Below are 14724 nucleotides of genomic sequence, written 5' to 3'. Positions count from 1 at the left end.
GCTACACCTCAAACCCCACCGAGACCTCAAACCAGCGAGACCTCAAACCACCGAGCGTTATCTCATTCTGGAGAATCCTCTCGCACAGATGCAGCCTGTTGCTGCTTCAGGCGTTTCTTGAGTTTCCTGACATCAGGCGCGTGAAGGAAGCCGAAGGACACAGCACCCTCTCGAGTACGTACGGTATGATGTATTCGGTGAGCCTGGACCAGACGCTTCAAGTAGCCGCTCTTCGGCTGCCAGCGAATCGGCCAGCGTCGGTGAACCATACCGTCGTGAAACAGAGAGTACACGACGCCGTAAAGCGTAATACCTGATGCGATTGCCATGAGTGGCTTCCAGTAAAGGTCACCCACAGCAAACATGCCGACCACCACCAGAGAAAACACAACAACATACAGGTCGTTTTTCTCGAACACGCCGTCAGTATTTTCATGATGGGATTCGTGATGGGACTTGTGCCAGCGCCAGCCCCAGCCGTGCATAATGTACTTATGGGCGTACCAGGCGAACACTTCCATGCCCAGGAAAGCCGTTATCACAAGCACGAGCGTCCAGAACCAGTCCATCATGTTTTACAACCCTGTTAGGCCGGCGTCTTGAATATGGGGACGGCAGCTAAAAGCAGGCACACCAGGGCCACGGCAGCCAAGATGCCGCCGGGCTGGGCTAGCTGAGCCCAGCTGTCGCCGCGAATCAACGCCCCGTAAAAACCTTCAATAGCCCAGGCATTCGGTGTGAACAAGCTCACCGCCTGCAACCAGTCAGGCATCATAAAACGTGGCACCATTGAGCCGCCGACGGCAGAAATTATGAGCACAAAAAACGCAGAAAAGGTTGTCGCCTGTTGAGTTGTTCGACACAGCGACAGGAGTAAAAGTGCCAGCCCAGCACTAGCGGCGGCGCAGGCAAATGCCATGACAATGACTTGCGCCAAAGCGCTCTCTATCTCTAGCCCAAACCCGAACCTTGCGACCAGGAATATGGCGCTAGCCTGTAAAAATCCCAGAGTTAACAAAAACAGAAACCGTCCCAACAGTAACCGAGCATGCGCAGCTTTGCTCAGCAGGAGGCGTTCGGAAATACCGTTTTGACGCTCTTCCAAACTGACCATGCCTGCATTCACGGCGGACAATAACAAGAACAGAATTGTGGTGGCACCAGCATAGTAAGCAATACCGCTAAGCCCGGATACAGACGCTGGCGCCTGGCCATAAACGGGCTGAAACTCGATAAGCGCATCTTCGGCGGCTGCGCTGTCCGGTTCTCGGGCCATTGCGCCTAAAGCGGCATCCAAGCGCGCCTGTTGTCCGGGCGTGAAGCCATCCACTAAAGCTTCTGTGCTTTGCGCAAGACGTTGCACAAGAAGCTGTGGTTGTTGGGAGGCCAGGCTTTGTCGCAGCCAGCCTTGTAAAGACAGGGCAGCAATTTCACGGGTAGGCTCGCTGACGATGGTAAACAGCGGACTGTTGTTATCGTCTGGCTGCCCGTGGATGATCACCGCTGTGTCGAAATTACCTTGTCGCACCTCTTCCAGTAGTTGAGCGCGGCTAGAATCGGGCAGAGCCGTAATCTCCACGTCTTCGGCTTGTGTCAGGTACTGCGCGAAGTCTTGCAATACCGGATCTTCAGTTTCCAACACGAGCCCTACCCGCAAGTGCAAGTCGCCTTCCGCTGCGCCGGAGAAGATGCTGGCAAATATGGCGAATACCAAGCTGGGCAAAGCAAATGCCAAGAGTAACGCACCGCGGTCACGCCACAAGCCCAAGGCCATCACCCGGAAAATTGCCCTCATGACACCGACTCCGACTCCGGCTCCACCACAGAATCGGTTCGGGCACCGGTGAAGTGCTGCATCACGTCTTTTAATCCGGGCCGGCGCACCGAGACCTCGGCAATTGCATCACGTGCTCCGACCAAGTCGCGGTAGAGGTGATCGATCAACCTATCCAGCGGTAAGTCACTTTGTAGACACCATTCACTGCTCTCATCACTACTCTCATCACTGCGAGGGCGAAAACCAATCTCCTGCAGCCGCTCACAGAGTGCCGGGGAAAGCATGGGAACCGTACGTACAACGAATAGCTGACTGTTACCAAAGGTTTCGTGTACTAAGGTCTGGGGCTCGGCCAGGGCTCTCAGCTGGCCTTGATGAAGAAGGGCTACGCGGTGGGATAGCGCTTCAGCTTCATCTAACTCATGAGTAACAACGACCACGGTCGCACCTTGCTCGGCGCGGCGGCGAATAAGGTCATGGATTGACATGCGCACACCCAGGTCGACCCCGGCTGTGGGTTCGTCCAGCACAAGTAGAGACGGGTGCGAGACCAGGGTGGCTGCCAGGTGTAAACGCCGTTGCATACCACCGGACATTTGGTCTACCCGCACATCGGCTTTGTCTGTTAACTCGATTTCTTCCAGCGCTTGTCTGACCCGTGCGGTGATCTGGTGGCGACTGACACCTGTGCAGCGCGCGAAAAACTCCAGGTTCTCCCGCCCCGTCAGGTGCCGGTATAAACCCAGGAACTGGGGGGTGAAGCCGATGGAATGCTGATAGGCCTTGCCCGGAAAAAGCGCTTTTCCGGCAATGAATATTTGCCCAGAGGTGGGGCGCAACTTGCCGGTAATGGCGCGCAACAATGTCGATTTTCCTGCACCATTAGGCCCGAGGATGCCGAGTATTTCACCTGGACGCACCTCTAAAGAAACGTCGTCTAAGGCGCTGCGGCTGCCGTAGACGACCCGTAGCTGGTCAATGGTGAGTGCTGCAGTCGCCGTCATTCGCCAGGTCTAACTCCCGAGCCTTTGCGCCGCGCCGTTGAAGGTAACGAACTGTTGTTCCACGAGCGCTGCGAGTAAGGATTCCTCGTATCCTGCTCTGCGCAATTGCTCTCTCGCCAGTGCTTGTGCGTCGCTCAATGCGCCACGAACTTCTTCCGGTGTGTACAGAGAAAGCAAAGTGGTTTTCCCCACATCCTGCTGCACGTCTTTACCGGTCTCTTGCACAAAGGTACTGTGGTCCAACATATCATCGTAAAGCTGAAACAGCAGACCAAAGGCACGGGCAAAGCGCGTCAATGCCTCTATCACTTCTGCGTCCAGCCCCCTAAGCCGTGCGCCGGTGACGACAGAAAACTCAAACAGACAACCTGTTTTCTGGTGATAAAGTTGCTCAATTTCGCTCTTGGCGCCCACGGGCTGGTTTTGTAAATCAGCGATCTGCCCGCCAATTAATCCCATAGAACCAACAACATGACTGAGATGAGCGCTCACGGCGACTTTGGTGGAAGCCTCCACGTTAGGGCAGTTGGCGATAACCCCGTACGCGAGGTTGAGAAAGTTTGTTGATGCAAGAATGGCTGTGCTTTCGGAAAAGCGTATGTGCGTGCAGGGGCGATCGCGGCGCATAGTCGCATCGTCCATGCAGGGAAGGTCGTCGAGAATCAGCGAAGCGGTATGCACCAGTTCCGATACGCAGGCCATACGGAGGGTATGGCTGTCAGTGGCCACGTTCGCAGCCAGAAGCGTAAGAAGCGGGCGCAAGCGCTTGCCTGGCCCCAGTAAAGCGTAATGCATGGCTTGATGCAGATGCGTGGGCGATGTTTCTTGGGCTGGCAGAAGCTCCAGCAAGGTTGCGTTTACCATGCTCTTTAGCTGGACAACTTCCATCATTGGAGTCATTGGCGCCGAGACGGTTATTGGTGCCTGTCTCTTAATACCTCGGGACGCGACAGTCGTGGACTCTGCGACGGACGCTTGCGGATTGCGTGTAAAGGTCACCCTATTCTCCCGGTTGACTGCCTATGCGGCCATAATTAAGTCAGAGCTGACTCCATTGAAGCACAATTTGAAAAGTTGTATTGACCTGGCCATTTTAGAAGACCAGGGCGCCGGCTATGACGGCGGCCAGAACCACCTCTCTTTCAAACACGCCGATCTAACGAGCTAATCTAAACGTGACAGCATAGCCTACGAAACGGCTTGCTAACGCCTGGCAGTGCTCGCGGGTCTGCCGTCGTCACCACGAAAGACGGGCGGCTACACGCGCTTCATCAGCGTGCAGCGAAAACGACCAGCGATTGCGCTCACACAGCCGTTGGACGATCCCCAGGCCCAGACCATACCCGTGCGACGACGCCTCGGTGGGTGTGTGCCCCTCATTTGCTTCACTACTCACCTTATTGGTGACGAAAAGCTCGTGTTCTTTGATGTGGATCGTGATTGTCCCCTGCCCTTCAAGCGTGTGCTCGAATGCATTGCGCACCAGATTATTGACCGCGATAGAAAAAGCCTGTGAATGGCCGCAGGCAATGGGTTTTGATAGATCATCGATTTCCACATCGACGCACTTGCCATTCAATAAGTGACGCTGCTGATCTATCGCTTGGCTTACCAGCGGCATCACTAAAAACTGCTCGCCATACAACCCATCATCGGTTTCGCGAGCGAGGCACAGGAACATTTCAATCGTGGCTTTCATTTCGAAGGTCGCTCGCCGCACTCGATCTACCACCTTCGCATCACTTTCTGAAAGATCGCTTTGTTCCAGCAGCTCAAGCGCGCCCATGATCACAGTGATCGGCGTCCGTAACTCGTGGCTGGCCGAACCGGTAAAGTATCGCTCCCTCTCTACAAATGCGCTGATACGCTCAAGCGTCTTCTCAATGGTCCTGGCGAGCACGCCAACCTCATCATCGCCAAACCGGCTGGACTCAATGCGTTTATGGTCTTCGGTCGATAGTTTTTCCGGGTCGATGTCCGCGACCACTTTAGCGAGTTGCGCGACAGGGGCAACCGCTCTACGCATCACAAGAACGCCCAGCCCGAAACCAAGAGCACCGAGCGCACCCACGACACCGGTGATCACGAGCAGCAACCACCAATCCTCTGACGACGCAGCCTCAATCCCGGCAACATCGAAAACCACAAATGCGTTTCGCTGTTCATTGTTGGTAGGTATTACCGCGACATGCAACTCTTCGGTATGGAATTCGTATAATCCCTCAGCGGGGTTTGTCTGCGCCCATTCCCTGAGTGATTCCGGCAAGCTGCCAACCTCATCGTATCCGCGAAGGTTCATCGTCAGAGAGGGATAGCTTTCGGCGGCACGCTGTAGCTGCTGCGCCAGCACACGGTCTTCGCTCAACCTGATCGCAGAGAAGAAAGCGAATCCCCAGACCACGCTGAGTACAGCAACACACATCGCAAATGCAATTGCGACACGCTTGCGTAAACTGTACCGGTACATTACTCAGCATCCTCTGCAATTCGGTACCCGATGCGATGCACCGTATGAATTAGCGGGCTATCAAACGGCCTATCGATAGCCTGCCGCAGCTTGTACATGTGCGAGCGAAGCGCATCACCATCGGGGCGCTCGTCAGCCCACAACAACGTTTCGAGATCATCGCGAGCCACAACAGACGGCGCCGCCTCCATCAATCGTTGAAGCAGTCTCATACCAGCAGGGGTGAGATCGATGCGCCGCCCCGCGCGATGCACTTGCAGCGTGGACCTATTCATCGTCAGATCACCTACTGTTAACAGGTTGGAGGTTTTTCCGTGCCTACGTTTGTACAGCGCCTGCAGTCGCGCATGTAGCTCTTGTAATGCGAATGGCTTGACCAAATAGTCATCGGCTCCAGCCTCGAACCCCTTAAGTTTATCGTCAAGCGTGTCTCTCGCCGTTAGCATAAGCACGGGCGTTTCTACTTCGGCATCAGTTCGCAGCTTTCGGCAGAAACTTAGGCCATCCATCCTCGGCAGCATCAGGTCTAGAACAATAACGTCAAACCGATTTGTCAATGCCAGGTGCATCGCGCTTATACCGTCATAGGCAAAATCCATAACGTAGCTATGCTTTTCAAGATACGCGGCAATGTTCTCGCAAATGTCGCGGTTGTCTTCGACAATCAACACTCTGATCGGCACGGCACCAAGCGCGTGTACCATCTGCTGCCCTCCCCTTACCAGGCACGATTTACCAGGCACGAATCACCAGGCGTAGTCCAGTCGCAGCCCAATAAGCGGCTCGGCTTCATTTTCGTCTACCACTTCAATGCCTCGGCGGTAGTCAAACTCGGTGTCGTCGCTCGACGACGCTGCTGTTACGTTGATCACATCGAGAAAGGCTGTTAAATCGATGGGGCCAAATGCGCGCCGATAGTCAACGCGAACGTTCAACATGCCGGAACCGCTTTTGCGACCGACATTGCGCTCAGTGATCTCTTTCGAGAAGCGTAGAGGTTGTCCGGCTCCCAACACGTCTGAGTGAACAATAAACAAGTCGTCTGGCGTGCCGGAAAGATATTTGTAGCGCCCGGCGACCTTCCAGCGGTCGCTGATTTCCCAGGTCAGTCCTAGGGTAGCGACATGCTCGCGGCTGAATTCGGCGGCTACGGCACCGCGACCGTCTTTGCGGTCGACTTCGGCATCGTTATAAGAGTAGGTTGCGGTGGCGTAAATGCCCTCGCGAATCATCCGGTTGGCCACGATATCGACGCCGTACGATGTGCCGTCACCAATGTTTGCAAAGGTTCCGCTAGCTCGATCGAGGTCCACCACCAGGTTGTCGAGGTTTTGGTAATAGGCTTCCGTCAACACTGACCAGTTGTTGTTCGGGACATATTCATACCCGATACTAGCGTGTGTGATGACTTCGTTCTCAAGGTCGTTCGACTCGTTAGCGGCGAGGTCTAAAAACCGTGGCGACTGATGAAAGAGCCCTGCAGTCGCAAAGTATCTGATCGTTGCACTCGGCCGCCAATTGACGCTGAACCTGGGCGACGCGAAGCTTTCGTCGGCAAAGCCGTCCTGTTCGAACCGCATGCCTGTGCGAACATCCCATTCGCCAAGCTCAAAAAGTTGTTCTACGTAACCTGCGTAGCTGGTTTCTTTCTGAACTAGCGAAGAGTTGATGCTCTCGGGCGTCAGCACAATAAAACGCTGATCGGGGTCTGGCCTGAAATCATCGTCGTCGTAGACAAACCGGATCCAATCGCCATCCAGGAAGGTGTTGTAGTCCAGTTCAATTTGCGTAACTCGAGTACCGGCACTGAACACGCCCCATGGATTCACCATCTCGAAGTCGCTGCGCCAGCCGATCTCTTTCTCGCCTTCACCGATGGTAATAATGTCTTCCCGCACCGGAAAGCTGGACGCAGGCGATCCCTCAGGTACCAGATCAGGAAAGGATTCCCCTTCTGAACTGACCTTGTCGCTTGTGCGGTAGTAAACCTTATTGGTCCAGACCGCTTCTTCACCGATCAATGATCGCAATGTCAGACCGTACAAATCACTATCCTGTTCAGAATCCTGAAGCGCAGCATCTTCGAAATTGGGCGACGCAAAAACGTGCGTTACGCCGCGGGTATAGTCCTCGTGCGTATCCATCAGCAGAACTTCGAAGGTGTGGTTCTGGTTGATTGGTATGACCGACTTTACAATGACGTCTCTTAAGACGGGCTCCCCAATATCGAGCTCTTCGATCGTTTCAAACAAAGCACCGAAATCCAGTCGCCGGGCAGAAACGAGCAACGTAGAACCTTCAGTGATACCGGTAGGGCCGTCGTAACCAATTTCATAGCCCGCAAGGTCGTAACGGAAACTCGCTGAAGGGCTTGGATTGCCATCGGCCACTTCCAGTTTGAGCAGCGATGCCGCCCGGCCCCATAAGCCGCGCTCCAACCACCCGGCGAAAACTCTGCGCCACTGATAACGTTCGGTGCGAAAATCGAGAAACGGCCGCCACCCCCGACATCTTCTTCTTCACCCAGTGTGGCATCAAAGTGCACCGCTTTATCAAAGGGAAAGTCATCAACGAATAACAAATTATCTCTTGGCCCTCGGCCGCGTACGCTAAAGCTCGCGAATTCACTGGCGGATGCAAGGCCAGGTAAGCCGTCCAGCGAGAGGAGCGGATCTGCGCCACCGCCAACAGCACTTCGCAACGCTTCTCTATCGAGGTAGGTGCTGTTAACTGATAATGCTTCAGCTTGCTGTCCGAGAACCGACACTTCCTCAAGTGCCTGCTGTCCAAGCTCGAACTCAATCTTGATATTTTTGCGCGTAACCACGCGTACGCTTGGCTGATACGATGAAGCGAACCCGCTTTTGGCTACACTCACCGAGTAGAGACCCGGGTCTAGCTGTTCAACGACGATGCGACCTTGTGCGTCGGTTTCTACAGATCGCGTGGAATTGGTTTCCCGTTCCTCGATCGTGATCTGCACGGTTGAGATTGGCCGGTCAGTATTCTGGTCCTTGACTATGAAAGTCAGCGCACCGGGCGCCTCTGCTGCGTGGGTAACAAGTGGAAATCCAATCAGGTTCGCCGATAGAGCCAACCACGATACCTGTCTCAATTGCCTGCTCATATTGCTATCCCTTCAACAATCTGCCGTTTTTATTTGGTGAAACGCTGGGAGGTTAGCAACGCAAATGTGACTAAAAAGTCGCTGGAATGTGAAAACTACATCAGAGCCCGGTTGCCTACAGCCGGTTCAACTCAAGGGAAATACCGGCACCATGCAATGTATCGCGGCGCGCAGGGCGTTTTGAAACGCCACTTGTGTCTCACTTTCTTCTCGAAATTCTTGTATATCTTGAGTTTTTTACATTAGAGGTCAGAGCAAAATTTCGCCACCTAAATCTACGGCTCCATTTGACGCCAAAATTTTACTCTGCCCCCAAATATCACGCCGGCCAGAGCCTCGGTCACCAAGGCGCGATCTGCCGCCTTCACCATAAAGACCGGGCGCTCGCCTTCAACAACCAGCTTGACCGGGCCCTCGGGCGTGGTCAGCCAGTAGTGGATACAGGTGCTGCCGCGCTGATCAAAGCTGTGGCGGCTGAGGATAAATCCTTGAGGCAAGAGTCTGTTCTGAGTTGAGGCTTGGGTAGTTGATCTGGACCTATTTATTATTCAAAGCTTGCCTGTCGCGCTTAATAATGACAAATACACTCTCTAAATCTACGCAACCCAAGCGCATAACTATATGAATCCACCGTTGCAATACCAGTCACTATTTGCCAATCCCTGAAACATTGCAGTTTGCCACGAGTTCCTATGCTGGCGATAGTTTGATTGCGCTTCAAACTCCAAATGCTGCCTTACTGAATCAACACCATTTTGTTCACGATGCATTGCCAACGTGTCCCTTAGGCATGCCAATTGACTACTCGACTCGACAGCATATCTAGCAGCCAATTTAAACTCATCAAAATGTGCATGTACACGAGCTTTTGATGAATCACTCCAGTCATCGGGTGGACTGACAAAAAAATTCAACGTTACAGGTTCTGTGTGAACCACCCTAGCAAATAACCATTGCTCCTCCACATAATTAGCATGATCAAAATATGGATGGAGGCTCTGCTCTTCCTGTGTAGATGGTGTGCGTGCAAGTTTCCCGGAGTTACAGTCTTTACAGCTGGGCACCAAATTTAAAGGCAAGACCGATAACTTAGGGTATTTTGATTTTGGAAGGTAATGATCCAACGTCGTTGCATGACCAAAACCACAAAATGGACAGCGACCTAAGGGCGCTCTAGCGACTATTGAATCATAAATGGTTCTTGCTGGCTTTGTTCTGGGAACCATATGAGCGCTATAAACGTCTTTAAGTTCCTTTTTTGTAACCTCACCAACCACAATCGTATCGTTATCACATTCGCTCGACGCAATTGTATGCAGTTCACTGATCGGTCCTTTTTGCAGATATTCATCCGCCGCATGACCGATATTTGCAACAACGGCATTCAATCTAGAGCGCAAATTGAGATCTGAAACACTATTGATACATACCTGATATACTTCCTGGGGGCTATAACCCGGCGCAGTCATCGCTCTCATTCATGCCCCCCTTGAGAATCGCGAACCGTGATCATAGAACGTAGGATGGTCCTACCTTCAAAACCAAGTCGGTGGTGGTATTCAAGCTCAATTTCTTCATAGCTTTTACCGGTTGCTACTGAAGTAGCTAAAAGCTTATGAAATCCCGACTTGGAAACTTCAAGCCCAAAAACTTCTCTGGTTAATACGCCAACATTTTCTGCAAATGTCTCAATTTCTGGCCTATCGACTATAGCATTCAGCCTTGTTCTGCGAATAATAGAAACACACGACTTCGGAACTTCCTGCAAAACAACTGGTGAATGAGTGGCAACAATAGCGACACCATTTCGGTTGACAAGAAGGTCTGATAGAGCTCTAGTAAAGGCCGACAGTAAAGGCGGGTGGAGATGGCTCTCAGGTTCATCTAATAAGATAAGTGTTTTCTCTTCGACAGTCTCAATCAACTTCGTAATTGTCAACAGGACAATCCCATGTCCAGAGCTCATACGGCTAAACAAAGATGAAACTACATTCGAAAAGTAATGATTACCCCCTGGCATGTCTTTCTCGTAAATATTTACAAGATTACACAAATCCATTTCAGCAAAATTATGGTCAGACTCAAGCGTTTTAACCGCAGAAATCCACCTATCTCTTTTAGCCACCAAAGAAAAGCAAGTATTCAAACTTCGGACCAAGTCCTCACACAAACCCTCATCATCCTTTTGCACCCAAACTTCTTTTCCCTCAAGCATCAGCCTCTTCTTAAGGCCGACATAAGAAAATTTCATGCCAGCATTGGCATCCAGCTGATCACGAGGTGGTTTAAAGGGATCAAAAGCGCTAAATGAAACTGAAACGACACCAGCAAAATAGTTTTCTTCCAAATCGAAAGCATCACCCCAGCCTGTATTAGTAGCAAAACGGCCAGTCTCTTCAACGGTCCCTCTGCCAGGGATCAGAGCATCCACCATCTTGTTGAGCAGTGTCGTTTTGCCGACTCCATTGCGCCCGATCAATATATGGATATTTGATGATGGCTTCGTATTTGGATCTACCGAAAATTCAACTTTGATGCCAGAGTACTGCTCTCCTTCAGCCCTCTCATAAAAGAAGTCATACTCAGTAAGCGGCGCTTCACCCCGCAAAATTCTCGCAAACTGTTGCTCAATAGATGACTTACTCACATTTCGCAAAAGCGATGTTCTAAATGCCCGCTCATCAAATGCCGCGTGCAATTTGACCTCATTGAATACAACGTCACCTAGCGCAGCTAATAAAAACTCCCTATTTTCACGCGATAATTTTTCTACTAGATTTTGATAGTAATCGGCATCTTGGCCCAGTGAGTAAAATTCTTCAGGTAGTGATTTCCTTACGTCATCAGGGATGCGCTCAATTGTTTTCCCATACTCCTGACCAAAAAATGTAATCTTGACATTACCAATTTCATGCTGCTTTCCGTACTCATCAAAGACTGTTAGGCTAAATAGAGTTTTATGCCCATAATCATCCCAATTGTCGTATTCAAGATAGGCAACGGAATCTCCTTGATTTGGACAGCGGTGACCAGGTGGAAGTACATGTAAAGTTAGAGCCACTATAACTCTCCGATAAAATGTATTTTCACGACTTCTACTTTTTTCTCACCAAATTAATCATTTACATGTAATAGCCGTATCTAATTTGAGGTGTTTCGGCCTCATTTAGATATTTCATGATTTCACCGACTTTTCTTGCGCACCCTAACGTCACAGGGTATTTTCCGTCGAATTGGGTGTTGTTCCAATTCATCTTAGTTAATCCCAATAGCTCTTCAGCAATAAAGCTTGGAGACTCTTCAGACTTCACAACTCTGAGTTCAAGTGGCTGTGGAACATACAGGCCAGTATACGTTTGGTAATACCATACAGCCCCGCGTGTATATAGAACCTGCCTTTCACCATCTAGTCTAGCCAAAGTCCCGCGATACGGAGGGTAATTCCCCTCTCGGTAAAGGCGTAGCTTTGAATCCATCACCGTTACAAAATCAACTACATCGATGTTCATATCTTGGGCTGCTAACTCAAGTCCCGATATTTCTTGATCAGTGAAGTTCGATGATTTATGAACGACTACCCGCGCAGGGTATGTACCTAATGCTACCCGATATTCCGTCAATGCGGCTTTAAGTAATTGATATGCCTGCCCCTCTGTCAGCTTAGGAATACGATCATTTTTATCGATTTCTACAGGCGTGCCTCTCAGGATTAGACCATTTCCTAGCTCGTCAAATATCTGTGCTAAGCTAGTGCTCAATGATTGCCGGTCTCGGCTTCGATAAAAAGCGATACCGACAGCGCACGAGGCGCCCTTGGATTCATCCCTCTTCAATTTCCAGGGTATTGTCGGGCCAGATTTGTAATACAACGCTGTACAAAAATTCCAGGCTTTGGTGGCATCATCCTGCTGATCGCCGTTTTTTCTTGGATCAAGTGAGACCTGACGAATTAGTTGCAAAGGCTTTGCTAGATGCATTGCTTTTGCTTTCAAAGCCCGCCTGAAGTTAAGTTCCTCATAAACATCTTCATCTTCAAGTTTTTCATCACCTGGACTATAGTCAGATGAAACAGCCTTAAAAAGATCTTCAGGAATAACGCAGACCACGACGTCTACATGACGGTTCTGAGCAAGGAACTTGATATTCTCATAATAAAGATCTATCGCGCGGATTATACGCTCTGCACGATTTTTTATTTTAACAATTTCTTTCACATCATTGTTTTTAATGGTCTTTGCCAAATCGATTGAAAATGTAAGTTCCGATTTGTAACCGCGATTAGAATTAAAACCGCAAAAAGGCAATCTCAGGTTTTCTTGCTTGGCATCCGAAGGCGCCGCGATGAAGCCTTTACAACGCCCCATCCAGTTGGCTAAATAATCAATACACTGGCTAGTTCCTACGCCACCAATATAGACCTCTTTTTTACGGGTATTCTGCTTTTGATCATAAACGCCATATTCAAAGATCCCTCTACGGGGGCAGATATGCTCGCCATTAGCAAAGATCAATTTAGGTTCATTAACATGCTCAATAATCATTATTGATGAAACTCCCCTGTGCATCCTGCTCGTCACCAGTGGTACCTAAAGGCTCCCAGAGGCTTTCATTCAAAACACGCCCGCCCTCTATCTTTAAAATGTCACCAAATGTCATGCTAAAGCCATTTTCGGATTGGTCCGAAAATAGATCGACCTGATCTACATCTTTAAGCCAAGATGCTAAAAACCGAAATTGATCGCAGACTGACTTGTTTCTTTCAAGGCGCTTTAAGCCGCTTAATGGCTTGTCTGAATAGGGTGATTTACGATACCGATCGCCCCAGCTAAAGAACCAATCGGGGGTGATCGAGATATACCAACCTCGGTCCAGGACTAAGAAGTTCACAGAGAAAGCAAAATGCTTAATCTGAAAAACTTCACCTGGCTTATTTGTCTTGTACTTTCGCTCAAAGACTGTTCGGCTCGATTTTTTCTTACCATACCAACTTTCGGTGCGTACATCTTGCTGATCATGCACCGGCAGAAAAATAAACAGTCTTTCATCGTGCTGCCACATCACTTTATGTTTAAAAAGCATCTGTTGAAGTGATAAACGCAAAAGCGACTTAAATACCCGTTCGTGATTTTTATCTATTGAGCAATAATCATCAGGTGCAAGATATTCAGCCGTACCATCCTCCACTAAATGTGAGAATGGGTTATTGGGTTCCTCGAGGTTGAAGAAAGTAATAATCCTTCCTGAGGCGACCTCAAACCCTGATGGAATTTTATAACCAAGGTCACGCGAAGCCTGAGCTACAGCTTTCCTCTCATTTAATCGCTTTCTGCCCGATTTTCCGTTTAAGAAATATTCTCTGACTTCAGCAATGTATAGCCTTGAAGGCAGGTAGAGTTCGACCAAATTACTTAATAGTGTTTCGGGCGGGTCGACGGGCGGATCAAAATCTTGATCTGCCAGGCCAACATCACAGCCGCGCTGATAAGAGCCCAGAATTTCAACTATACGTTTTAACACAGGAGGTTCAACATTAGCTGCTTTTGTCGCCAGATCTCTATAATCAAGGATATCATTACTGGCACAGAGAGAGAGAATTCCTCCACACTCTCTATCAATACTTTCCTGTGAATATTGACCTTGCTTCATAGTTAAACAGTAAAAAACGAACCTATCATACCGTTCATATAACTTATGCGCCTTTACTTTCCTGATAGTATCCTTAACTTTCTCTAGCGACTTATCAGATGTTACTTGTATAGCTACGCGCTTTTGATCATCAGCTAAGTCAATGCTAGGAAAATTTTTCCGCTCATCATTATTTAAATTCCGAAGATGAGGCAGATCAAACAGCTCTTTAAAGATCCCGCAAAACAGGTTTTCACAGATATGATTGATATCAAAATGCGACATGGCTGACGAAATTTCCACTTCTCTAGAAACCTCATTAAGCCCCTCCCTAAATTGATTTATCAATTCTGTGTGTTTCAATTCAATGTCCCTTTGTAATTGCTATACAGCCATTGAACCATCGGGATTGATCATTTTTTGTATAAATACAAAAAATGTCATCAATACCTTACTTCTCATATTCAAATGGCAGCCGCCCAATTATTTGTCTTCAGATTTCTTCTCTTAGATCCAGCTATCGATGTCATCTCGCTTAAAGCGCCAACTGCTACCAACCTTTATCCAGGCAACTTGCAAGCACCGGCAAGCTCATAAGCGGCAAGAAAATATCGACACTATCCTCATTGGTAACTGGCGCGTTGCGGTTTAAGCCCGCTTGAGCCGCCATAGCGATCAAATAAACAACACTAAACTGTTTCTTGTGAGTACTGCCACACATGAG

General features: G+C 49.6%; 13 protein-coding genes. All 13 read right to left on the bottom strand.

The features are described from left to right. Positions 1-62: 62 nt before the first annotated feature. Positions 63-572 carry a sterol desaturase family protein gene (locus RRF64_RS01820; protein ID WP_323844112.1) on the bottom strand — a complete coding sequence of 170 codons (510 nt, stop codon included), beginning with the start codon at positions 570-572 and terminating at the stop codon, positions 63-65. Between the two features lie 14 nt (positions 573-586). Next, complete coding sequence (locus RRF64_RS01815) at positions 587-1795, bottom strand: ABC transporter permease (protein WP_323844111.1); 1209 nt, start codon at positions 1793-1795, stop codon at positions 587-589. After that, on the bottom strand, positions 1792-2781 hold the full coding sequence (locus RRF64_RS01810) for an ABC transporter ATP-binding protein (protein ID WP_323844110.1): 990 nt from the start codon (positions 2779-2781) through the stop codon (positions 1792-1794). Before RRF64_RS01810 ends, RRF64_RS01815 begins: the two co-directional genes overlap by 4 nt. A 9-nt stretch (positions 2782-2790) precedes the next feature. Then, positions 2791-3672, bottom strand: a complete 882-nt coding sequence (locus tag RRF64_RS01805; RefSeq protein ID WP_323844109.1) for a polyprenyl synthetase family protein — start codon at positions 3670-3672, stop codon at positions 2791-2793. 346 nt (positions 3673-4018) lie between these two features. After that, on the bottom strand, positions 4019-5248 hold the full coding sequence (locus RRF64_RS01800) for a sensor histidine kinase (RefSeq protein ID WP_323844108.1): 1230 nt from the start codon (positions 5246-5248) through the stop codon (positions 4019-4021). Further along, positions 5248-5952, bottom strand: a complete 705-nt coding sequence (locus tag RRF64_RS01795) for a response regulator transcription factor (protein ID WP_479691289.1) — start codon at positions 5950-5952, stop codon at positions 5248-5250. The genes RRF64_RS01800 and RRF64_RS01795 overlap by 1 nt, the downstream gene beginning before the upstream one ends. A gap of 42 nt (positions 5953-5994) precedes the next feature. Further along, positions 5995-7500: a TonB-dependent receptor plug domain-containing protein gene (locus tag RRF64_RS01790; RefSeq protein WP_323844107.1), complete on the bottom strand. Its 1506-nt coding sequence runs from the start codon at positions 7498-7500 to the stop codon at positions 5995-5997. Continuing rightward, positions 7455-8375: a carboxypeptidase-like regulatory domain-containing protein gene (locus RRF64_RS01785; protein WP_323844106.1), complete on the bottom strand. Its 921-nt coding sequence runs from the start codon at positions 8373-8375 to the stop codon at positions 7455-7457. The genes RRF64_RS01790 and RRF64_RS01785 overlap by 46 nt, the downstream gene beginning before the upstream one ends. A gap of 275 nt (positions 8376-8650) precedes the next feature. After that, complete coding sequence (locus tag RRF64_RS01780) at positions 8651-8872, bottom strand: hypothetical protein (protein ID WP_323844105.1); 222 nt, start codon at positions 8870-8872, stop codon at positions 8651-8653. Between the two features lie 120 nt (positions 8873-8992). Further along, complete coding sequence (locus tag RRF64_RS01775; RefSeq protein WP_323844104.1) at positions 8993-9853, bottom strand: HNH endonuclease; 861 nt, start codon at positions 9851-9853, stop codon at positions 8993-8995. After that, positions 9850-11436 carry an AAA family ATPase gene (locus tag RRF64_RS01770; RefSeq protein ID WP_323844103.1) on the bottom strand — a complete coding sequence of 529 codons (1587 nt, stop codon included), beginning with the start codon at positions 11434-11436 and terminating at the stop codon, positions 9850-9852. The genes RRF64_RS01775 and RRF64_RS01770 overlap by 4 nt, the downstream gene beginning before the upstream one ends. 61 nt (positions 11437-11497) lie before the next feature. Further along, a complete protein-coding gene (locus tag RRF64_RS01765) occupies positions 11498-12916 on the bottom strand; it encodes an argonaute/piwi family protein (protein WP_323844102.1) in 1419 nt (472 codons plus the stop codon). Further along, a complete protein-coding gene (locus RRF64_RS01760) occupies positions 12906-14363 on the bottom strand; it encodes an SMEK domain-containing protein (RefSeq protein WP_323844101.1) in 1458 nt (485 codons plus the stop codon). The genes RRF64_RS01765 and RRF64_RS01760 overlap by 11 nt, the downstream gene beginning before the upstream one ends. Positions 14364-14724 lie beyond the last annotated feature (361 nt).

This window comes from Microbulbifer magnicolonia (assembly GCF_035117725.1).
Classification (GTDB): domain Bacteria; phylum Pseudomonadota; class Gammaproteobacteria; order Pseudomonadales; family Cellvibrionaceae; genus Microbulbifer; species Microbulbifer magnicolonia.
The sequence above is the reverse complement of the archived record's forward strand: the minus strand, read 5'-3'. Positions and strand labels throughout refer to the sequence as shown.